At 46.4% G+C, this 21,548-nt stretch carries 18 protein-coding genes; 6 read left to right on the top strand and 12 right to left on the bottom strand.

Annotated features, from left to right (window positions below):
* Positions 1–40 precede the first annotated feature (40 nt).
* Positions 41–499 carry a hypothetical protein gene (locus tag SFV55_RS25575; RefSeq protein ID WP_320032421.1) on the bottom strand — a complete coding sequence of 153 codons (459 nt, stop codon included), beginning with the start codon at positions 497–499 and terminating at the stop codon, positions 41–43.
* Between the two features lie 155 nt (positions 500–654).
* Positions 655–1,773, bottom strand: coding sequence for a DNA polymerase III subunit beta (gene dnaN / locus SFV55_RS25580; RefSeq protein WP_320032422.1), 1,119 nt, complete (start codon positions 1,771–1,773; stop codon positions 655–657).
* Between the two features lie 167 nt (positions 1,774–1,940).
* Between dnaN and panD the strand changes: the two genes are divergently transcribed.
* The 3 genes from panD (at position 1,941) to SFV55_RS25595 (ending at position 4,178) form a co-directional block, all read left to right on the top strand.
* Positions 1,941–2,291 carry an aspartate 1-decarboxylase gene (gene panD, locus SFV55_RS25585; RefSeq protein WP_320032423.1) on the top strand — a complete coding sequence of 117 codons (351 nt, stop codon included), beginning with the start codon at positions 1,941–1,943 and terminating at the stop codon, positions 2,289–2,291.
* A gap of 85 nt (positions 2,292–2,376) precedes the next feature.
* Positions 2,377–3,384 carry an NAD-dependent epimerase/dehydratase family protein gene (locus SFV55_RS25590; RefSeq protein WP_320032424.1) on the top strand — a complete coding sequence of 336 codons (1,008 nt, stop codon included), beginning with the start codon at positions 2,377–2,379 and terminating at the stop codon, positions 3,382–3,384.
* Positions 3,360–4,178, top strand: coding sequence for an MBL fold metallo-hydrolase (locus SFV55_RS25595; protein ID WP_320032425.1), 819 nt, complete (start codon positions 3,360–3,362; stop codon positions 4,176–4,178). The genes SFV55_RS25590 and SFV55_RS25595 overlap by 25 nt, the downstream gene beginning before the upstream one ends.
* Positions 4,179–4,198: 20 nt before the next feature.
* On the opposite strand, the gene SFV55_RS25600 is transcribed toward SFV55_RS25595, so the two are convergent.
* The 4 genes from SFV55_RS25600 to SFV55_RS25615 form a co-directional block, all read right to left on the bottom strand.
* Positions 4,199–4,534, bottom strand: coding sequence for a XisI protein (locus SFV55_RS25600; RefSeq protein ID WP_320032426.1), 336 nt, complete (start codon positions 4,532–4,534; stop codon positions 4,199–4,201).
* A gap of 69 nt (positions 4,535–4,603) precedes the next feature.
* Complete coding sequence (locus SFV55_RS25605) at positions 4,604–6,190, bottom strand: amidase family protein (protein ID WP_320032427.1); 1,587 nt, start codon at positions 6,188–6,190, stop codon at positions 4,604–4,606.
* A 49-nt stretch (positions 6,191–6,239) separates the two neighbouring features.
* Positions 6,240–7,523 carry a hemolysin family protein gene (locus SFV55_RS25610; RefSeq protein ID WP_320032428.1) on the bottom strand — a complete coding sequence of 428 codons (1,284 nt, stop codon included), beginning with the start codon at positions 7,521–7,523 and terminating at the stop codon, positions 6,240–6,242.
* Between the two features lie 140 nt (positions 7,524–7,663).
* On the bottom strand, positions 7,664–8,497 hold the full coding sequence (locus SFV55_RS25615) for a transporter (RefSeq protein ID WP_320032429.1): 834 nt from the start codon (positions 8,495–8,497) through the stop codon (positions 7,664–7,666).
* 214 nt (positions 8,498–8,711) lie between these two features.
* On the opposite strand from SFV55_RS25615, the gene SFV55_RS25620 reads away from it, so the two are divergent.
* Complete coding sequence (locus tag SFV55_RS25620) at positions 8,712–11,429, top strand: PQQ-dependent sugar dehydrogenase (RefSeq protein ID WP_320032430.1); 2,718 nt, start codon at positions 8,712–8,714, stop codon at positions 11,427–11,429.
* Positions 11,430–11,770: 341 nt separating this feature from the next.
* Here the strand turns inward: SFV55_RS25620 and SFV55_RS25625 are convergent, their stop codons facing one another.
* The 6 genes from SFV55_RS25625 to SFV55_RS25650 form a co-directional block, all read right to left on the bottom strand.
* Positions 11,771–12,232, bottom strand: a complete 462-nt coding sequence (locus tag SFV55_RS25625) for a carboxymuconolactone decarboxylase family protein (protein WP_320032431.1) — start codon at positions 12,230–12,232, stop codon at positions 11,771–11,773.
* A gap of 70 nt (positions 12,233–12,302) precedes the next feature.
* Entirely contained in the window at positions 12,303–12,866 is a 564-nt protein-coding gene (locus SFV55_RS25630) for a Crp/Fnr family transcriptional regulator (RefSeq protein WP_320032432.1), read from the bottom strand.
* Positions 12,867–13,031: 165 nt separating this feature from the next.
* Entirely contained in the window at positions 13,032–14,579 is a 1,548-nt protein-coding gene (locus tag SFV55_RS25635) for an FG-GAP repeat domain-containing protein (RefSeq protein ID WP_320032433.1), read from the bottom strand.
* 114 nt (positions 14,580–14,693) lie between these two features.
* Entirely contained in the window at positions 14,694–16,646 is a 1,953-nt protein-coding gene (locus SFV55_RS25640) for a cytochrome-c peroxidase (RefSeq protein ID WP_320032434.1), read from the bottom strand.
* A 95-nt stretch (positions 16,647–16,741) separates the two neighbouring features.
* Positions 16,742–18,643: an alkaline phosphatase PhoX gene (locus SFV55_RS25645; RefSeq protein WP_320032435.1), complete on the bottom strand. Its 1,902-nt coding sequence runs from the start codon at positions 18,641–18,643 to the stop codon at positions 16,742–16,744.
* 171 nt (positions 18,644–18,814) lie between these two features.
* On the bottom strand, positions 18,815–19,561 hold the full coding sequence (locus SFV55_RS25650) for a ubiquinol-cytochrome c reductase iron-sulfur subunit (protein WP_320032436.1): 747 nt from the start codon (positions 19,559–19,561) through the stop codon (positions 18,815–18,817).
* 248 nt (positions 19,562–19,809) lie between these two features.
* Between SFV55_RS25650 and SFV55_RS25655 the strand changes: the two genes are divergently transcribed.
* Together SFV55_RS25655 and SFV55_RS25660 are read left to right on the top strand one after the other, a co-directional pair.
* Positions 19,810–20,343 (top strand): RNA polymerase sigma-70 factor, encoded by a 534-nt coding sequence (locus SFV55_RS25655; RefSeq protein ID WP_320032437.1) that lies wholly within the window; start codon positions 19,810–19,812, stop codon positions 20,341–20,343.
* 92 nt (positions 20,344–20,435) lie between these two features.
* Positions 20,436–21,446: a FecR family protein gene (locus SFV55_RS25660; protein WP_320032438.1), complete on the top strand. Its 1,011-nt coding sequence runs from the start codon at positions 20,436–20,438 to the stop codon at positions 21,444–21,446.
* Positions 21,447–21,548 lie beyond the last annotated feature (102 nt).

The raw sequence follows: 21,548 nt of genomic DNA on the forward strand, positions 1-21,548 counted from the left end.
AAAAAAATTATATCAATTACTTGATAATCAACTTACCTCGCTATTGTTCCCTTTCCACATCCAACAAATTAAACAAGGTATCTACCCCCGCATCCACGTCCGGAATATCGTAATCGTATTTTTCTTCTTTGGGTGCATCGATGAGCCATTGATTTTTGCGGCGCAGCAGCACAAATTCAATGTTGTAGGTTTCGTATTGATCTTTGCAGCGGCATTGACAAAAGGCGGAGTCCTCTTTGGTCCGGCATTTTAAGGAAAGAAAAGAGGTAGTGAGTTGGGTAGAATCAGCGGATTGCTCCTGCATCATTTTCGCCAGATTATCCAGGCGGCTTTGTTCAGCCAAGGTACTAAGCGCTTTGGCTTCGTCAAAACGATTTTGATCGTAATAAGCCTGATAGGCTTTGACTACTTCTTCTGGTGTTTTGGGAAGTTCGGCTTGTTGTTTACAAGCTGCCAGCAAGGCGGTGACCATGCCCAGCAGAATGATGGAGTGTTTCATTTACGGTTTATTGGGTACACAACATTAAGCTAAAAAAACACGATTAAGATGCATCCCTTTAATCTGGAACTTCCTCCCGAAAGTTCCAAACTTTCGGGAGGCTGAAGCAGAGACAGCTGGTGTTTTTACCGCGCCAGCCTAGTTTTTATTTAGCATCAATTGCTCAACATCACGGGCATCACCAGCATCAAAATATCTTCTCCGGGAACTTCTTCCACTGGCAGCAAAATCCCTGCACGGGTAGAAGTGGACAATTCCATGCGCACTTCATCGGATTCCAGCACCGTCAACATTTCCAGCAAAAACTTGGCGTTGAACCCAATCATCAAAGGGTCCCCATCGTAGGTACAGGTCAGTTTTTCGGTGGCTTCATTGGAAAAATCAAGGTCTTGAGCAGAAACGATCAAGCTTCCCTGAGACACATTCAAAATCACCTGGTTGGTGGTCTTGTTGGCATAAATAGCAATGCGGCGCAACGAGCTGGCAAAATCCGCGCGGGCAATCGTCAGCAGATTGGGGTTGTCCACCGGAATCACCGCGTGGTAATCCGGATACCGCGAATCAATCAGGCGGCAGGAAATTTGCGTATCGTTGAAACTGAAAAACGCGTTGGCTTTATTGAAAGACATTTTCACCTCGGTGCCTGCTGGCAATACGTTTTTGATGAGGTTCAATGCTTTTTTTGGCAAAATAAAAGAAGTACTCACCTCACTACTCAAATCGGTAAAGGTGTAACGCACCAGTTTGTGGGCATCGGTAGCCACCATGGTGATTTTGCTGAAATCCACCTGGAAATAGACCCCCATCATCGCCAGACGCAACTCGTCGTTGCTGGTGGCAAACAAGGTTTTGTTTACCCCCTGAATCAATGCATTGGAAGGTAAGGTAATGGTGTCGTCCCCTGACTCAGGTTCAGGAATTGCCGGAAAATCCTGGCCATTTTCACCCGATAAACGGTACTTGCCATAAGCCGAGGTGATCTCAATGGCGAAGGTGTTTTCGTCAATGGTAAACGTGATGGGTTGTTGGGGCAGCGCTTTTAGCGTATCCAATAAGATTTTGGCAGGCACCGCAACCGTTCCATCGGTATCGGCCATCACATCCATGTGGGTGGTTATGGCAGTGTCTAGATCGGTAGCAGAAATGGTCAGCTTATTGTCGGCAATGCTGAATAAAAAGTCCTCTAGGATGGGCAAAACAGGGTTTGAGCCAATCGAGCCAGCCGCAACTTGCAATTGCTTCAGTAACTCTGATGATGATACGCTAAACTTCATGACGTGTAGTCCTTTTTCCGGGTAAGTTACTTAGGTTAAACTACAAAGGTAATGTTTGTGGTTTATTTTTTCTGGTCAAATATTAACAACTTGTGGAAAACTGATTGGGGACTGGCAATGTTTATGCCTTTCGATGCTTGTTTTAAAAAATCTTATCTTTGCACCCTATGTTGATCCAAAGATTCAAATCCAAAATTCACCGGGTGAAGGTCACAGAGGCCAACCTGAACTACATCGGCAGCATCACCATTGATGAAGATCTGCTGGATGCCGCCAACCTCATCGAAGGCGAGCGCGTTCAAATCGTCAACAACAACAATGGTGAACGCCTCGAAACCTACATCATCAAGGGTGAAAGGGGTTCAGGCATGATTTGCCTTAACGGAGCTGCTGCGCGCCGCGTACAAGTTGGAGACGTCCTGATTATCATTGGTTATGCCTGGATGGATTTTGAAGAAGCCAAGACTTTTAAACCTTGGATTGTTTTCCCGGATGAGAATAATAGACTGGTGAAATGACGAATTTTTCGAATGACGAGTGACGAATTAAAGGGCAGCCGATCAATCGTCACTCGTCATTCGAAAAATTCGTAACTCTAAATACATGTTTCCCAAAAAAATCCTCATCACTGGTGCCTCAGGCTTTGTAGGCGGTCGTTTGCTGAAAAGCTTGCGCCAAACTTACCCCCAAGCAGAGGTATTGGGCACCGGGCGTCGGAACGAGCGCAAGGCCGAATTTGAAGCCTTGGGTTGCCGTTATGAATCGGCGGATTTGATCAATGTAGCAGATTGTGAACGATTGACCGCAGGGGCCGACGTGGTCATTCACTGTGCGGGTTTGTCCTCGCCTTGGGGAACTTATCAGGAGTTTTACGACGCCAATGTAAAATCCACTTTGAATTTATTACAGGTTGCACAGGCCCAAGGCACCCGGCGTTTTATCCTCATTTCCACGCCAAGTGTTTATTTCACGTACAAAGATCGGTTCAACATCAAAGAATCTGACCCACTGCCCAATCCGATGGTCAACCATTATGCAGTGACCAAGTACCAGGCGGAGCAGGAGGTTTTAGGTTTGAATCGACCCGATTTTGAAACCATCGCCCTGCGGCCCCGGGCCATTATTGGGGCAGAAGATGCGGTGATATTCCCCCGGGTTTTGCGGGCTTACCACGAGGGGCGACTCAAAATTGTAGGGGATGGCAAAAACATTGTTGACCTGACTTGTGTGGCCAACGTCATCCGGGCGGTCGAATGTTGTTTGAATGCCGAACACAGCGCCTTCGGGGAAGTGTACAACATCACCAATGGAGAACCTAAACCACTCTGGGACAGTATCGGACTTTTCCTCAAAGCTTTGGATTTACCACCGGTTACCAAAAAAATACCTGCCAGCATTGCGTTAACCGCAGCAAGCCTCAATGAGTTTATCCATCGCTACTTTATGGGTGGGCGGGAGCCCGCTTTGACCCGTTACAGTGTAGGCATTTTGAGTACTTCCATGACGATGGACATCAGTAAGGCGCGGGAAAAATTAAATTACACCCCCATTCAAAGCACCGAGGATGGTGTCAAAGAATTTGTAGCATGGCACCTGGCTCAACAAGCGTAAAGCTCCACATTTTTCATTCTGGTTATTGTGTCGCTCATGGCAAAGTGATTGACCCGGTAAATGGCCAAAAACACTGCCGGGTTTATGCGACCTGGGCGTTGATTGAGCACCCGGAACAAGGTTTGATGTTGTTCGATACCGGGTATGCGCCCCGTTTTCGCAGCGCCACTACCCATTGGCCCTATCGCCTGTACGCTTTGATGACGCCGATGTTTTTGGAAGCGCATGAACCCGCGGTGGAGCGATTAAAAGCTTTGGGTTACGCACCCGATCAAATCAAAACAATCATCATTTCTCATTTTCATGGGGATCATATTGCAGGCTTGTTGGATTTCCCCAATGCCAAGGTGTTTTGTAGTGCCTCAGCCTGGGCACAGGCCAGCAAAGTAAAGGGTTGGGCTGCGGTCAGCAAAGGGGTATTGCCGGACCTGATTCCTGCCGATTTGGAGCAACGCATCTATTGCATTCCAGATTCGGACCTGGGGCAATTGAGCAAAGCTGAAAGCTCCTATGATCTTTTTGAAGATGGCAGTATGCTGCTGTACGCCTTACCCGGGCACGGAAGGGGGCAATTGGGTGCTTTGTTACAAACCACAGATGGACAGACTTTTCTCGCTGCTGATGCTGCCTGGCAATTGGAGCCCTGGCGAGCTGGTATTCTGCCTAAGTCGATTGTACGTTTGTTTTTTGATGATTGGCAGGCGTATAAAAAGACTTTTGAGGAGTTACGCGATTTTGCACAGTTGCATCCTGATGTAAGAATTGTTTTTACGCATAGTCCGGAGTTGATTTAGCTTTAGCTTTGGGCACTTAGTTAGGCAACAGCAAAGCAGGTAAAAGGTCTTTTTGCTGGTGCATGGAATGCCAACACGATATCTTCTTTTGGTATACCAGCATCAACAAATACATCTGCGAATGCCTCATCGGTTCCATCGTATTCGATGTAAACTTTTTCATTTTTGATTCGTACATGCAGAATACAACCATAGCTTCTGCTGCTCTCTTTCCACGCATTATGATAGATTAAATAATTCATTTTCAAAGTATCTTCCACTAAATAGACTTCTTCTTCCAAATTGGAGTGCATGGAAGCAATGTACTCTTCAAGGATGGTTTTAATGACCCTTTGGTATTCAGTTATTTTTTCCATGTGTGGATGAGCGGTTTATTGATGTCAAAAACAATAATCTTGACCCGATGTCGGTCCAAAAAAGCCCTGTTAGAACAAATCCCTGCCCTGTTTTCGCTTCTTTTTCCGCAAGGGTGGAGTTGATTCGGGCGAAAACCTGTGGTGGGTAGCCTGTTCATAGGCATAACTCAACTTAATGAGTATTGGCTCGCTGAAAGGGCGACCAAAGAACTGCAAACCAGCTGGTAAGTTGTTGTAGGTAAAACCCATAGGCACGGTAAACGCCGGAAAGCCCGTGGGTGGTGACAGCGCGTTGTTGTTTGTACCCGACGGTGTGTTCAAGTCGCCAATGAGCCGGGGCGGGTAACTAAACGACGGGTAAACCAGCGCATCAACCTGCGCCGAATCCATGGCCCGGAGCACGAGTTGACGCAATCGCTCGCGGAGGGCCAAGTTCTTCTGCCAACCTTTGTGCAATTCGGGGGCTAGTGTATCGGCATTGCTATCGAGCAGAAATTTTTCAAGAAAGGGATGATACTGTTTCGATTTAATGATTGACTCGAGCGTTTTGTGCGGGGCATTGGGGCCTAAATTGGCCAGGTACACATTGAAATCGCGTCGTAGCTGCGGAATCACATCAAATGATTTGTTGATTGTATCGAGTTCAATGACCTGCACCGAGTCGATAATGGTGGCTCCAGCAAGCCGCAACTCATCCAGTGCATTATTGAACAAAGCTACCACTTGCGAATCAGCTTTGGCGGGGTTGCAAAGCTGCCGAAAAACCCCAATTCTGGCTCCTTTTAGTCCATTTTTGTCTAAAAAAGCCCGATAACTTGCTGGAATTTTACCTTTACTTAGCTGGGTTACGGAATCGGCTTTGTCGTAGCCTGCAATCACTTCGAGTACACGCACTGCATCTTCCACCGTTCGGCAAATGGGACCACCCATGTCGTTGGTGAGGGCGAGAGGAGCAATGCCGTCGCGGCTAATTAACCCAAGCGTACAGCGAAACCCAACCAAACTCTGGTGAGCGGCCGGTCCCCGAATCGAACTCCCGGTATCGGTTCCCAAGCCGATGGTGCCAAAGTCGGCGGCCACAGCAGCGGCTGTTCCCCCACTCGACCCTGCCGTGGTGCGCCGGGTATCATAGGGGTTCCGCGAATAGCCTGGCAAGATCGAACTTACCGAAAAATTGCCAGATTGGGCAAACTCGGCCAGGTTTGACTTGGCAATAATAATGGCACCAGCCTGCCTGATTTTTTGAATCACAAACGCATCGTCGGGTGGAATAGACTCTTTCATGGCCAGCGTTCCGTTGGTCGTTGGCATGTCGAAGGTATCATAATTGTCTTTCACGATGACAGGAATCCCGTGGAGCGGGCCCACAAATTTCCCCGTTGTTTTATAGAGAGAGTCGAGCCGACGGGCTTCGACTAACGCTTTAGGATTCAACATAATAAGGGCGTTGATAAACGGCCCTTGTTTGTCGTAGGCTTCAATTCGGTCGAGGTAAAGTTGCACAAGCTCAACGGCGGTAAGTTTGCCATTTTGCATGGCTGTGTGCAGACTAGAGATAGTGGCTTCGTGTAATTTTTTGGGCGTAAACTGCTGGCCGACAGCCGATGTTACAACCCCAAAAAAAGCAATAAAAACGAAGTGTAGGTTTTTAAACATAATCTAAATTTTTAGGCGCTCACTGGTAATCCATCTCCTAGAGTCGTCCTCAACCTGCTTTCTCCTCCGGATGAATAATCACCTGATCAATCCGCACCCCATCCTTATCCACAATTTCAACCTTTCGGCCATTGTACTCAAAGTGCTCCCCTACATTGGGAATATGCTCGGTCTGGTGAATGACAAAACCAGCAACGGAAGTAAAAAATACACTTTTTTCGGGAATAAAATCCGTTTTCATAAAATGATTGAGTGCATTGATGGGTACGGTGCCACTCACCAGCAGTGAGCCATCTTCCCTAGCCACGATGCCTTGTTCTTCTTCTCCTTGATCCGGCAAATCTCCAACCAAGGCCTCTGCAAGGTCGTGCAAAGTAATGATCCCTTCAAAAGCCCCAAACTCGTCGATGATGATGCCAAAATAACAGCGTTGTTTTTTGAACTGCTGTAAGATGTCAATCGCAAATTGGCTCTCCGGAATAAAAATGGGTTCCCGAATGATACTACGTATTTGAAATCCAGGCTCATTCTTCTTGGAAAAAAAATCTTTGACGTGCAGGTAGCCCAGGATATTGTCGTGCTTGTCGTCACAAACTGGGAACTGAAAGTGATTGCTTTGCAATAAAGTAGCTTCAATTTTTTCAAAAGGGTCGCTGACATCAACCCATTCCACCTCCAGCCGGTGGGTCATCAGGGTTTTGGCGCGCAAATCAGCAAAAGAAATGGCATTGTTGTGGATGTCACTTTCCTCTTTTTCATAAAGCCCTTGACGGCCCGCGGTTTTGATCAGGTAACGCAATTCTTCTTCGGTGATTTTTTCCTCCTCGGCTGGTTTAACCCCAAAAACCATAAAAACCAGTCTGGTCGTAGTGGTCAGCAACCAGACAAAAGGGCGCGCAATTTTGGAAAAAACTGTAATGAATCCAGCGATACTCAAGGCTACTGGCTCCGCAAATTTCATTGCCAGCGTTTTGGGAATCAGTTCACCAATGACGATGGACAAATAAGTAATCAAGGCCACCACCAGAACGTAGGCAATTTGGCCGGCATAGGGACGCAAGACCTCTACCTGCTCTACCACCGGGCGGAAATTATCGGTCAAGGTAGCACCTCCATAAACCCCGGAAACGATCCCAATCAGCGTGATGCCAATTTGTACCGCCGAAAGGAATTCTTCTGGCTTTTTGAGCAACTGCAACACTTTCCGTGCCCGAGCACTCCCTTTTTCAGCCAATTGAATCATGCGTTGTTTTTTGACCGATACCAGCGCAATTTCGGAAAGTGCAAATATGCCGTTGATGAAGTTGAAAATGATGATGACGAGTAGTTCCACTACAAAATATTGAATGAAGAGATGTACAAATGTAACAATTTAGAAAGGAAAGGTTGAAATGAGTTTTGCCACAAAGGCACAAAGACGCCAAGTATTTCTGTTTGGCGTCTTTATGGCAAAACAACTACTCCGAGTACTACCTACCTCGGAAACCGCCAGGACAAGCCCAGCGTCGCAAAAGAATATTTGCGATTTGTATTATAAGAACTCCAATCGCCGTCGTATTCCGATACCCTGATGCCGCCTGATAAGTCAATCTGAATATTGGCCTTGGGGTAATACATTAGACCTGCTTCGGTAAAGATCTGATGGGTGTTGGAAAAACCAGTTCCAGGCCAACTGCTTCTTTGAGAAGACCCATGCCCTTGTAAATAGGCCCCAATTTTAGGAGAAAAACTGAACTCAGTGGAGAGCGCGTAGTAGGTTTCGGGGTTAGGGTTGTCCCCATCCCAACTGGTGCCTAGATTGTAACAAATACTCAGCCATTCATTGATGGCATTGGCAAATGATAGTTGTAAGTCTGGAGTCACTGCATCCGGCTTAAAATCCTCGGATGCACTCCACGGCATTCCCATCATTCCGATGAAGGTAATGGCAGGGAGAGCTCCCTTATTGGAACAGAGGGCCGCTTTCATACCGAATCGCCACGGGAAAAATCCAGTTGATTTACCCAAATTTCGTGGAGTTTCGACTCTGATTCGCCAGAGGTTGTAATCCAGTCTAAGTTCGACCTGCTCGGAGATTCCATAACGAAAAAGCGTTGAGTTTAAGCCCAACCCTTGTGTTGTGACCGCTCTGTCGCGATCAGATTCGAACCAAAATCCAGTTTCAATTTGTAACTGTTTGGGGCTTACAATAGAAACTGCATCGCCAAAACCGGGGCGATCAGGGGCGATGGTTTCGGTGCTGTCCTGTGCCTTGAGCCAGGTAATGCTGCTGATCAGCAGCAATCCAAGGCAGTAGATTTTTTTCATCCCTTTGTGTATTTGGAATGGCTATACGGTAAATACCTTCAAGAGGTTGCCTGCAAACATAAATTAAATACCGGCCATTATTAAAAAAATACCTGTACATTAGGTTTTGACCAATGAACCCCTTCTGTACCAACGCGGGTTAAATATCTTTTGCCAGGTAGCTTGACAAGTTATATTTTTGTCCTTCCAACCAAGTATGATGCAAAAAATCACCATGAAACTTACATCCAAGCATTTCTTCCTTTATTTATTTCTCCTTGGGTTCGCAGCAATCGTTGCCGCACAATTGCCATCAGGTTTTGTACAAACCCAATTGGCCGATGAATTAGACCCCACTTCCATGAGTATCGCCCCGGATGGGCGCATTTTCATCACCGAAAAGAGTGGAAAGATTCGCGTGTTTGTGGATGGGAACCTACAAAGTGCCCCGTTTTTGAGCATCAATGTGGACAATTTTAACGAAAGAGGCTTGAGTAGCCTGGTTTTTGACCCCAAATTTGAGACCAATCACTTCTTCTACGTTTATTATACCGTTCCGGGCAACAATCGCAATCGCCTGAGTCGTTTTACGGCCAATGGCAATACTGCGGTGCCCAACAGTGAAAAAATCATCATCGAGTTTGAACCCATGGCGGGCACCATCCACAACGGCGGGGCGATGGCTTTTGGAAAAGACGGAAAATTGTACATCGCAGTAGGAGACGGCAACAATGCCAACCTAGCCCAAAACCTAAATTCCTTGCAGGGCAAGGTCCTGCGCATCAATTCCGACGGGACCATCCCGGCTGACAATCCATTCAACGTTCCAGGTGACGCCAAAAAATCGCCGATTTGGGCCCTGGGTTTTCGCAATCCCTTCACTTTCGCCCTGGATACACTGAGCGGCAAATTGTTTGTCAACGATGTGGGCAACATCCTGTGGGAAGAAGTGAATGAGGTAGTCAAAGGAAGCAACCACGGGTGGCCTCTGGTGGAAGGAATGCGCCGCAACGAAGCCCCCCCCAGCAATTATCGCGATCCTTTGCATGCCTATTCCCATCAGGAGGGTTGTGCAGTAGTAGGTGCTGCTTTTTTTAACCCGGCTAATACCTTTTTTCCTGAAAAATACCGTGGAAAATATTTTTTTGGTGAGTACTGCCAAGCTCAAATTCGGGTATTGGATCCTGAAACGGGCAAAATAGAAGAGGTTTTTTTGCGGGGCACCCAAAGGCCCGTCTCCATAAGGGTTGGCCCGGACGGAAACCTGTATTACCTTACCCGTGGTACCAATCGCGGAGGTTCCGTTTTCGACAACACCAGCGCCACGGATGGCCAACTGTGGAAAATTGAATACCGGGGCGATGGAAGACCATTCGTGGCCATTCAACCCAAGTCGGTACTCGTGGCCATTGGTGAAGATGCTTTTTTTACTGCTGAGGGGTCGGGCGACCCTACCTTAGGCTACCAATGGTACAAAGGCAATGATCTTATCCCTGGAGCAAATGATCCGGTATTGCGCATTCTGAACGTCCAATTGGCGGATCAGGGCACTCAATATTCTTGCGAAATTGCGAACAGCAAAGGCAAAGTCAAAACCCGTAGCGCTACCCTGAACGTGACCCCAAATGCCCGGCCAAGCATCCAATTTTTGGCTCCTTTGTCCACCATGAGGTACTCGGCAGGAGATACCATTTATTACCAGGCAACCGCGACCGATCAAGAGGATGGCCCTATTGACCCTGGCACACTCAGTTGGCGAATCGATTTTCACCACGACGATCACGTTCACCCCGCAGTTGGAACCGAGGAAGCAAGTATTAAACGTTTTTTTATCATCCCTCGCTCCGGTGAAACCGCCGTTACAGTTTATTATCGGATTTATTGCACGGCAACGGACAAAGAGGGCTTAAGCAGAACGGAGTTCATCAACGTACTTCCCAACCGGAGTACCTTTACTGTGGAAACCATTCCTCCTGGCATTGAAGTGAGCATTGACGGCAGTTTTTTGCCCAGTCCACAAGTGGTGAATAGTGTAAAGGGGGTTCTGCGGGTCATTTCTGCCCCCAAAGCCGTTATCCGCGACAATAAAATTTACCGCTTTAAAAGGTGGCGAGAGTTCAATTCCAATGAGGTGATTGCAAGTTTTTTTGGCGGCGAAATCCCCAAGCTTACCGCTGAATATGACGAACAAGTACTCAACATTGCCAAAGGACGTGGGCTTCGCGGCTTCTACTACGCCGGGGACGGCACCGTTTTGTTGAACAGTCAGATTTTCAATGCAAAGCCAATCATTGTCCGATTGGATACTACCGTCAATTTCAACTGGGCTTTGGGGTCTCCTGCATTGGGCTTTGTTCCCAACGACAACATTGCCATCCGTTGGTTGGGAGAATTAGAGCCCCTGTTCACGGATGACTATGCCTTTCATACCTTTTCAGACGATGGCGTGCGGCTCTGGATCGACAATAAATTGCTTGTCGACAACTGGAATTATCAAGCTGTAGCCGAGGCGGTTTCTCCTCCCATTCGTTTGGAAGTAGGCAAACGCTACCGGGTCAAAATGGAGTTTTTTGAAGGTGGTGGTGAAGCTGAAGTCCGCTTGTGGTGGAGTACGCCTTTTACAAACAAAGCTCCGGTACCTCGTTCGCAGTTGTTTCCCGATCCTACCCCACTGGATTTGGTGGGTTCCAATAATTTTGCCTTGCGGTTTTTTCCATTGCCGATGGAGGACAAGGTCAACTTGTTTATTCGATCTGCTTATACCGAGGAGGTTTTGTTACGGGTGATGGACGCTAGTGGCCGCATGATGTTTGAGCAAAAACTGAACAATCGGGTGGGTGCCAATTTGCACGAGGTAAATACGAATAATTTGGCACCGGGGGTTTATTTCGCGCAGTTTTTGAATGGGCGGAATGCGTATGGGGTGGTGAAGTTGGTGAAGGCGCGGTTGTAGGGGGTATTGCATAAAGCAGCCATTCACCTGCTTGCTAAAAAGCAAATCTATAGTCAATTCACTTTGCGCCAAACCGCTTGCACGACTATTCTGATGTAGCCCAAAAGTGGTGATAAGTGTAAGGAAAATGGCTTTTTTCAGCGGCTAAAGATGTAAAAGGCAGTTAAACGTTGAAAATTTTGTTTTTTTTAGTGGGGTTGCGGGTACGGGCATTGCCGAAGTGGGGCATTTGAAAAACTTCAGTTTAAATATAGCACAAAAGCTGATGGAAATACATCAGTTGATATACTCCCATCAGCTCCATTTTGACAATACCTTGTTTTTAGTTCGTTGTTCCCTGTCTATTTAGGCTCTTGAACTTGATAAGCACCTACGTTTGCTCCGAAAGCAATGTTTATTCTGTTGTAGCTATTGATTGCAATGACAGCCATTGTCAAGTCCACCATTTCTGTTTCGGAAAACTGTGTCTGAACTTCGTTAAATATGTCGGTTGAAACTTCACGACCATTCAAAACTGTCAATGTTTCGCACGACAACAAAGCCGCTCTTTCTTTATCAGTGTAAAATGGGGCTTCCCGCCAAGCGTCTAAAACAAAAAGTCTTTGTTCTGTTTCTCCATTGGCTCTTAGATTTTTAGAGTGCATATCTAAGCAAAATGCACAACCATTGATTTGTGATGCTCTAAAATAGAGCAATTCTAACAACTTCGTGTCTAGGGATGAGTTGTTGACCTGTGCGCCCAAAGTGTGCAAGGCGTTTACCGATTTGTTGCCTAATGCATAGGCGTTAATTCTCTGTGACATAATTTCTGATTTTAATCATGACACAAAGTTATTTTGGGTAAACAAGAAATCTTTTTACAAATGATAAAAATCATTTTTGACCCCGAATTCTGCTTAAAGAAACTTGCGTTATACCAAGATAGTCTGCCAAGTCGCCCAGACTTATACGTTGAAGCAAATCAGAACTATGTTGCATAAAATTTGAGTATCGATTCTTTGCATCATATTCTAAAAACTCACTAATTCTTGTCATCATTCTCACCGAGGCAGATTCGTTTAGCTTTCTAAATAAACTATCAATAGAGTGATGTCGTTGGCAAAGCAGAGAAATGTCAGACTTGTTGATATAATATAATTCAGTCGGTTCTGTTGCTACAAGAATATATTTTGACGGTTGTTCAGAATTAAAACTACTCAACTCGGTACAAAAACTATTTTCCTTAAAGAACGTCATTATAAAGTTTTTATCGCCATTATCAAAAAACAACTTTACAAGTCCAGAAGATAGAAAATAATAGCTTTTGGATACTTCGCCCGCTTTCACAAGAAAATCACCTTTCCTGAATGACTTCCTTTTGAGCATCGTAGTCATTTCTTGAAGGGCTTCGTCTTCAACTTTGTAAATTTTCAATATGGTCTGAATAAAATGGTCCATTGTTTTGTGTCGTCTTTTACAATGATCGATAACGTGGGCACTACCACAATTCTCTCCGTGCCTATCCCACGCCTTGCCGCTGTTTCAATTGACGGCAAGGCATATAAAGCTACCCAAAAAAATAAAAACAGGAAGCATCAAACAATAAACTTTAGACCAGGCTATCTATTTCTTCGTATTTTCCAGCACCACAAAGGGCAGACCTTTTTCCACCCACCTGGCCACCTCGCCCCGATCTGGGATCACCTCAAAAGCCAGGGAACCCAACACCAAGTCTACATCCCCGTCGCGGTCATAATCTCCGGTTTCCATGGTGATCCAGCGCCCCAGATTGGCCGCTGGAAAGGTGCTGCCTTTGAATTGCAGTTGGCCCTGGTTTTCCAAATAAACAAAACTGCTGGGCAGGGCTTTTCCAAAATCCGGAAAAAACGCGATCGCGGCCAAATCCACATCCCCATCCTGGTCAAAATCCCCGGGTAAGGCTTTGTAGGCACCATGCAGGGGGTAAAACCAGCTTTCTTTGAATTCATTTTTGCCATTGTTGGTATAAATGCGGATGCCGTGGTAAGGCTTCAATACGGGTGGATAGTCGGCATTGTCGCCGCAGGTGTAGAGGATGTCCTCATGGCCGTCGGCATTAAAATCGTAAAGGGTAAAAAAACTGGAACCATAGGTGGGCGGAAACCGCAACCAGGACTGCTCCCTGAATTGCCCTTTTCCGTCATTGAGGTAGGCGTAGATGCCTTCGTCGCCTTGCCCATATAAGGCGATGATGTCCATTTTGCCGTCCTGGTTTATGTCGCGCAGGTAACTACAGGTGGCACCCGGGCGTTTGGCCAGGAGGTGTTTCTGGAATTGGCCATCCGCATTTTGTTCCCACCAGCCCAGGGTACCCGTGTATTTTGAAAACTCACTAATGACCGCATCCAGCCTTTTGTCGCCATTGAGGTCGCCCCAGGCAGTATGCACCGGGCGTTGGAGTTTGTCCATCAGCACCAGGGGCTGTAACTGGGGGCTGGTAGGCAATTGAAAAACAAAACCACTCGCTGCATCCGTAGGGGAAAAAGAGCCCATCACGGTGATCAGCAGGCGGTCGTCCATTTCAGCAATGTCCACGGCACCCTCTTTGACATTGGCGGCTTTTTGCAGTTTCAGGTCTTTGTCAAAAAGGTACATGGCCTTGCTGTTGGCATCTCCTACATATAGGCCGCCGCCACGGGCAATGTGCACCATGGTAGAACTGGGTGGCGAAAGGCGGTAATCGGGTATTTTAAGCGTAAATTGCTTTTGATCGGGCTCGATGGCCGCAATTTCGTAGGGAGGAAAATCCTCTGGCGCTTTGGCCAAATAAAAGGCTTGGATCGCTTCCCAATCCTCCAGCGAGATTTGGGCTTTTTCAGGAAAGACGCCTGCCGCGAGTACTTTTTCTTCCGCCAGGCCCTTTTCAATCAGGTCATTCCGGGTAGTATCGTCAGGATAAATGCCCAGCATATAACCCATTCGGGGCAAAATGTAGGCTTCCCAGGTGCCTTGGGGTAACAAAGCTGGGTCGGGATAGGCGTGGCAAGTGGCACAACGCACCTTGGCCAAGGCTTCACCACGGGCAAGGGTAGTTGCCGCCGATTCCGTAGAAGCGCGGTCACCTTGCTTACAGGCACCTATCAATCCAAAAAAGCCGCTGAGCAGCAGCGCAACACTCAAGTATCTATTCATCACAGAAGCTTACTTATCGAATAATGGGTTTACGATTTATGGGTTTACGTTTACTAAACTTTTGAAGTTTAGTAAACGTAAACCCATAAATCGTAAACCCATTATTCGCATTACTTAGTATTCCCCGCCCAAGGTACGGCGATTCCATTCAGGTTGGGTTTCAAATTTGGGCAGCGCAACAGGTTTGCGGGTCAGTCCCGTAGTGTCCGTCAAGGTTTGCATAAAGGCAATGATGTCGTTGATTTCGCGCTTTTTGAGCTGCAAATTGTCAAAAGGCAGGGTTTGATGAGGAATGTTGATGCCCAGCCCCTGGCCGCCGCCTTTATTGTAAAAGTCCATGATCTCCTCCAGCGTATCGAACACACCATTGTGCATGTAAGGCGCGGTGAGGGCGATGTTGCGCACGGTCACGGTTTTGAAGGAGTATTGATAAAAATAAGCTTGTTCCTCTGGCTTGCCATTGGCTACCCGCCCTGGGTCGGGATCAAGCTGAGGATCTTTTTTGTCCTTGCTGGCCGGCACTCCAATCACCTCCGATTCCATGTCCTGATAGTGCGGGGGGACCAGGCCGCTAAAGGTGGGCGCAAAATGGCAGGTACCACAAACTGCTTTGCCCATAAAAAGATTAAAACCCCGGGCTGCGGCCACCGGATAATCCTTTCTTTCGCCGCGCACGTACTGGTCAAATGGGCTGTTGAAGGCCACCAAACTGGCTACATACTGCCCCAAGGCGTTGGAAATGCTCCATTGGCCAATGGCTTTTTCTTTCAAATCGGGAAATGCTTCGGCAAACAGTTGGCGATAGGTTTGGCTTTGTGCCAGTTTTTCGGACATTTCAAAAAAATCGGTATTGAACTCGTCGGGGCTGAGCGCAACGTGTTTGATCTGGCGATCCAGACGGGGTTCGCGCAGGTCGTAAAAGTAACCTTTGGAAAAAACGGAATTGATCAGCGTCGGGGCATTGCGTAGAATGGTATGTACGCCATCTGAGGCTTTGCTGCGGGCCAGGCCGTCGGTAAAAGCTTTTTCGGGTTGGTGGCAAGAGGCACAGGCCATGGTGTTTTTCGAAGAGAGAATGGGGTCAAAAAAAAGCAAACGCCCCAGTTCTACTTTTTTGGCATCCAATGCATCGCCGCCTACATTGCCGTAGAAAATAGGGTTGAGGAAATGCGGTGCAAAGAGGTTTTCGGCATTATAATTGAAGGCAATCGCGCGGTTGGTGGTTTCTTCCGGACGCTCTATACCAAGGGCACGATGGGCTTCGTACAGTTTTTTGTACAAGGGGTTGAGAAAATTTTTGAGGTACTGCAGGCGATCAAAACGTTCAAAATCATTGTTTTTGCTCAAATAGATTTTTGCCCCTTCGAATAGGCTTTCGATTTCAGCGGCCAGTGCAGCGTTTTTTTCATTGATCAAGGGAAGATAGCCTGCAATGGCTTGTTCAACCGCCCCTAAGGCCGTTTTTGCTTCCGGAATGGCATTGGCTGAACCCGGGGTATCAAAACCAGTGAGGCCAAGTGCAAAAATCCGATTGATTTCCTGGCGGGCTGCTTCAAATACAAAGCGATGTTGGAGGGGTACACTGAGCTGGTAAGCTTTGATTTTTTGCAAGTCCGTATGAAGCAAGTTCGCCAAACTATCAATGGCTTCAATTTCAGCTTTGGGGTCGTCACCAAAAATCAGATCATCCAATACCTGCAAGCCCACTGGTTCTAAAACAACAACTTTGGGAATGTTGGGCATCAAGGTAGGCAGAGGTGGGCCGTTGAGCGATTTTTTCACCAGCTCACGGTCGTTGTATTCAATCAGGAATTCAATTTTTTTGAAGGACAGGCGGGTCTCGAGGTGAATTTTTTGGAGTTGCTCAAGGCTGAGGGTATTGGTTTTGAATTGGGCACAGGCCTGAGTCAGTTGGGCACTGTTTTGATACAATTCCTCCAAACCAGATTTGTATTGATTGCTTACCAATTCCAGGGCATGCTGAGGATCCAGCAGGCTGAAGGGCGTCCAATTGGAAACCGAAGCCAAGAGTGCAAATGTGGGGATAATAAAGAAGAGCTTTTTCATCGGTAACTGTTTCAGTGTACACTAATGAAGAAAAGTAGAGGTGACCCCTTTGGGCCACCTCATACGGTAGAACATAATATATAGCAAAACTAGAATTATTGCTGAACCATCAACTTGGCGGTTTCGCCATCGGCAGTTTGTACGAAGTAGATACCTGTAGTGAGGTCGCTTACGTCAAGTTGGTTGGTGTTGCGCACTACCCGCATGCGTTTGCCTTCTACGTTGTAGATGGCTACATCGGTTGTTTTGTTCAGGTATACGACCCGGGTAGTTGGGTTAGGATACAATTTGAAACCTACCTTTTCAATGGTTGGCTCTTGCAAAGCAGTTACTTTCAGTTTGTCAAAACCGTTGATTGCAAAAGTCAGGGAGTGGTTAAAAGGGAATGGATTGTCTCCACTGGAGTGCTGAGCGTTGATCAACAAAGACTTACCATCAGGAGTTGGCATTGCACCTGTGATTTCTGCGCCCTTAGGTACAGCAGTCAAACGGATCAGATTGTCAATAGTTGGATTTTTGATGGACAAGTCCAACAAAAAGACCTCACAAGTAGGATTACTTACGCCAGCGGGTACACGGTTGTAAGTTATTCCATTCAAATCCTCACAGATTACCAAGAAAGACTTGCCATCGATGGTCATGACGTTCAAACCGTCAGGATTAGAAAGGTGCTTTTTGGGATAATCGGCAATCGCTTGACCAGCAGAAGTAGCAAACTCAGGACCACCTTCGATCAATACATAATTGGTATCTCTTACTGGATCATAAGCCCATACCCGGCCATAATAATCCTTGTATCCAGCAGAACCAGTAGTGGTAGCCGTTACACCTTGCTTGGTTGCCCGAGCAGCGTGATAAGGATCAACCACCCCGCCTCTGCCAGCTCCAGCTGCGAAGCCAGTACCTAATTGATCGTTGCCAGTTTCAGTCCAATATACGATACCCGTTTTGTAATCAATAGCTACCCACTCAATCCGAGCATACATTGTAGCCCCCAATTTGGCAGCTTCTGCATGGTGATTGAACATGCTAGCAGAGTCAGCTTGGTTGATTTCAACCCACTTGTAGCCCTTGATATCGTGCTTGTATACGTACAATTTACCTTTGCTGTAATCGCCAGCTTTTTCGGCTTCAAACTTGCCCCAGAAGCCTGGAGTTTCGTCTGGCCCAAAATAAACAGTTTTCAAGTCCTGGCTGATGGCGCCACCCTCAAATGGTTGACGGCCCCAGTTGTACTGCTTACGGATAGCCTTGGCCTGGATGGGGTCAATTTCTACCAACCAGTTGAAGTTTTGGTACTTCTTGATTTTTTTACCATTGAAGATACCGGGCAGATCTGTTTTGATCGTGTAATCAGCAGTGTCACGTACTCCCATACCGGCAGCCAGTGTACCTACACGGTAAGGGAAAGCGCCACTTGCGGAAGTGCTCAGGTTTTGACCAGTGAAGATTGAGTTGTTGCTGGTACGCCACCATTCTTCAGCCGTCCAGATGCGGCCATCAGGGCTGACGATACCACCACAGTTCATACCGGTTTCACCTACTGTGTTCACAAAGTCAACATTGAAGAAATGCCCTTTGCGGCCATCGTTCAGCGTTTGTTCTACCACTTCCAATTCATCAGTTTGTACGTTGCGCTTCACGCGGAAGGCGGTCATACCACCTCCGTCGCCCATTTTGTCATCATGGTAAACTTGTTCGTGGTTAACAGAAACCCAACCTAAGGATGCACCGGATTTGTCAGGTGTAAAGCCGATGAAGTCATGCCATTCTTTGGCGATGGCGCGTCCTGCTGGGTTGTTGTAGGTTTTGGTAGTTTGTACAATGTCATGTCCACCTACAAACAACACCTGCATTTTCAATGGAGAAGGTGGCAGCAATACTTCGCTTGGAACGTAGTTTGCTGGCATTTGCAGTTCTTCAGAAAACAGTTTTTGGGCAAAAGCCGCTACTGTTCCCAAGCTGCACAGCAGCACGGAAAGTACCAATTTTTTCATGGTCTGGTAATTATTGATTTAGGATAAAATAGAGATTGTTCTTCTTGGGCGAAGTTCCAGACTAAATGTGAAGTGGGTGTAAATATTAAGTTAGGTTTTGATTATGGAATCGTAAACCCATCCTCCAGTGCAAATGTTGTTGTGTAAAACAAAAACCAATGTCAAAAAAAATCAACAGGTTTGGCGCTCACGTTGAGTTAGATAGATTAGCAACTCACCTGTTGTTGCGTTAAATGTATATTCGTGCAATGCCAAGGGCCGTCTGGCAGGCCCCATCTTTACACAGCCCAATTTGGAAAACTCGCTGCCATGACATGGACAAACCCAGGAATTCCCCTGATCTGGAGTATCCACCGGGCACCCATTGTGGGTACAATTCAGGTTGAGGATGGTAAACCGATCCACTGCAGTGCGAATGATGGAAATGGTATCAAAAACGGGGTGTTGGTACAGCACGACCCCACCAATTGAGTTCAGTGTAGGGTGGTCCTTGATCAGCAAACTTGCGGTGGGAATCAGTTGAAAAAATGATTCCGAAGTACTCAGCACCTGGCCACTTTCCAGGTTCAGCAGGCGAAACTGCGCCAATTGGCTGCTGATTTGTGGTACTTCCCAAGGGTATTGCCCTTCTTGAGCAGCTACTCGTTCGGCAATGGTTTGCCAGGTAAGTCCATGGTTGTGCGAAAAATCAATACGCAGGTAAGCCACACAGCCTGCTATCCAGCGAATGTTGTACTCGGTTCCTCCGTAAAGGGTCAAGCCGTCCGTTTCGCCCAACAACAAAAGTGCTTTGGGCCCATCTTCACACAAGGGGGAAATTTTTTCATAGGTACAATCGCCTAGTAGGGCCAGGCCTGCCAGCCCAGTGCCCAAGTGCAGCAATTTGTTCAACAACCAACGTCGAGAGTGCAACTCCATTTCTTCTACGATTAAAATACTCCGATTGAAAGGCTTTCAGGATGAATTTTGCAATACCCTCAAAATTGAAACTGACTTGTGAATTGAAGGTGTTTTCGGGTTTAAGGTTGTGTAAAGGGAAGTCGTTTTTTATGGGAAAAGTACAGTCAACTTAGACCTTAAAGCCCTTTACCATTTCTTAACACCTGACAAAGTAGCAATTGCTGCGATCTATTTACTTTTGTGTGTTTAACCATCTAATAACGACTATGGCACGTAAGTTGGTACAGGAACTTATTTCGGGAAATCGATCAGCTTTTCAGCAAGTATATGATCAATTTCATGCCAGGGTCTACCTGTTCGCCCAAAAGCATACCAAAGAAAGCAACGATGTAGAAGATATTGTGCACGATGTTTTTTTACAGATTTGGGAAAAACGAGAAAAACTGTCCCCCACGACTCCGCTTGAAGCCCAACTTTTTGTGATTACACGCAGTAGAATCATCAACAATTACCGCAGGGGGCTGATTAAAGACAATGCCTACCAAAATTTATCTAGCCAATACTTACCAAACGCAACAATGGATTCATTCGAAGACGATGAATCCATTCAAAAACTCAACGAAGCCATAGAGTTGCTGCCTCCCAAAAGGAAACAAGTCTTCAAAATGGCCAAAATTGACGGGCTTTCTTATGAGGAAGTAGCCAAAACCCTGGATATTTCTAAAAGCACCGTTGAAGCGCAAATGGTGAAAGCCTTAAAATTCTTGAGAGACCAAATGGGCAATTTGCCCTTTTTCTAACTTTTTTTGAAAAAACTTTAAAATCGAGTAAAGGTTTTTTCAACTTCAATTGTAATCGTAAATGTATTCAATGCCGAATCGGCTGCAATGAAATGAAGATCAACCAAGACATACTACAAAAATACCGAGAAGGAACTTGCACAGCGGAAGAACTGGATGCGTTGAAGGTGTATTTCGAGCAAAATAAGCTGGATGATTTTCAGTTGATCCTGCTGGATGACTGGAACGAAATTGATGAAATCCAATCCATACCCAAAGAGACCTCTGCCCGCATGTGGGATCGTTTGAACCAGAGTATTCCCGCTGACCAAATTGAGTCAAAAATTGTTCCACTCAGTTGGTACAAATGGCGGCGAATCGCTGCAGCAGCGCTGATTGTGGTTGTTGCGCTGAGTGCCTTCTGGCTCTATAATATATGGAATACCCCTCCCATATTGGTTGAATTCAACCCATCAAAAGATGAAAACCGCAGAGTCGAATTGCAGGATGGTTCAGTAGTTTGGCTTGGACCCGGTAGTTCACTGCGCTTTCAAAAGGGTTTTTCCAAAAAGGCTCGAGCCATAGAATTGAGCGGCGAGGCATTTTTTCAGGTAAAAAAAGACCAGAGCAGGCCGTTTTCAGTTAGCGCTGAAGGCATCCGTACCACAGCCTTAGGCACCTCTTTCAGGGTAAAGGCTAAAAACAACAGCCCAGAAGTACGTGTAGCCCTCATTACGGGGAGTGTGATGGTTCAATCAGAAAAAAATACCCTGCAGCAAGCCAGCTATTTCCTTACGCCGGGCAAACAGTTCGTCCTACTTAAAGGCAGCAACAACCCCAAAGTTGAATCCGTTGACAATCAATTGGTATTGGACTTGAGAGACGGAAAATTGGTGTTTGAGGATGCCCCTTTGAAGCATGTTTTGCTCCAACTCAAAGCCATTTATCACGTAGACATTGATTTTAAATCAAAAATGATCAATGACTGCATTGTCAATACAAGTTTTCCCAAAAACGAACCTGTAAAAAATATTTTAACGGTTTTGGCTTTTGCCAATAGCCTTGAAGTCACTCAACCAAGCAAAAACCATTTCAATCTGTTGGGGCAAGGCTGTTCCAATTGAATGAAATGAAATAATCCTTCCATTAATAAGCCTGTGTTGGTCCAAACGTAGGGTAGTTCAACCTATCCCTGCTAATGGGATTGCCATGCTTGTTGCAAAAAG

The organism is Haliscomenobacter sp. (genome assembly GCF_033763495.1).
Taxonomy (GTDB): Bacteria; Bacteroidota; Bacteroidia; order Chitinophagales; family Saprospiraceae; genus Haliscomenobacter.

Bases quoted from the DNA above. Each gene is read 5' to 3' on its own strand.
- SFV55_RS25660 (WP_320032438.1), top strand. From the start codon at position 20,436: ATGAAGATCAACCAAGACATACTACAAAAATACCGAGAAGGAACTTGC.
- SFV55_RS25600 (WP_320032426.1), bottom strand. From the start codon at position 4,534: ATGGAAAAAATAACTGAATACCAAAGGGTCATTAAAACCATCCTTGAA.
- SFV55_RS25630 (WP_320032432.1), bottom strand. From the start codon at position 12,866: ATGGACCATTTTATTCAGACCATATTGAAAATTTACAAAGTTGAAGAC.
- SFV55_RS25655 (WP_320032437.1), top strand. From the start codon at position 19,810: ATGGCACGTAAGTTGGTACAGGAACTTATTTCGGGAAATCGATCAGCT.
- SFV55_RS25575 (WP_320032421.1), bottom strand. From the start codon at position 499: ATGAAACACTCCATCATTCTGCTGGGCATGGTCACCGCCTTGCTGGCA.
- SFV55_RS25645 (WP_320032435.1), bottom strand. From the start codon at position 18,643: ATGAAAAAATTGGTACTTTCCGTGCTGCTGTGCAGCTTGGGAACAGTA.
- SFV55_RS25650 (WP_320032436.1), bottom strand. From the start codon at position 19,561: ATGGAGTTGCACTCTCGACGTTGGTTGTTGAACAAATTGCTGCACTTG.
- SFV55_RS25605 (WP_320032427.1), bottom strand. From the start codon at position 6,190: ATGTTTAAAAACCTACACTTCGTTTTTATTGCTTTTTTTGGGGTTGTA.
- SFV55_RS25640 (WP_320032434.1), bottom strand. From the start codon at position 16,646: ATGAAAAAGCTCTTCTTTATTATCCCCACATTTGCACTCTTGGCTTCG.
- SFV55_RS25590 (WP_320032424.1), top strand. From the start codon at position 2,377: ATGTTTCCCAAAAAAATCCTCATCACTGGTGCCTCAGGCTTTGTAGGC.
- dnaN (WP_320032422.1), bottom strand. From the start codon at position 1,773: ATGAAGTTTAGCGTATCATCATCAGAGTTACTGAAGCAATTGCAAGTT.
- SFV55_RS25625 (WP_320032431.1), bottom strand. From the start codon at position 12,232: ATGTCACAGAGAATTAACGCCTATGCATTAGGCAACAAATCGGTAAAC.
- SFV55_RS25615 (WP_320032429.1), bottom strand. From the start codon at position 8,497: ATGAAAAAAATCTACTGCCTTGGATTGCTGCTGATCAGCAGCATTACC.
- panD (WP_320032423.1), top strand. From the start codon at position 1,941: ATGTTGATCCAAAGATTCAAATCCAAAATTCACCGGGTGAAGGTCACA.
- SFV55_RS25620 (WP_320032430.1), top strand. From the start codon at position 8,712: ATGAAACTTACATCCAAGCATTTCTTCCTTTATTTATTTCTCCTTGGG.
- SFV55_RS25635 (WP_320032433.1), bottom strand. From the start codon at position 14,579: ATGAATAGATACTTGAGTGTTGCGCTGCTGCTCAGCGGCTTTTTTGGA.
- SFV55_RS25595 (WP_320032425.1), top strand. From the start codon at position 3,360: ATGGCACCTGGCTCAACAAGCGTAAAGCTCCACATTTTTCATTCTGGT.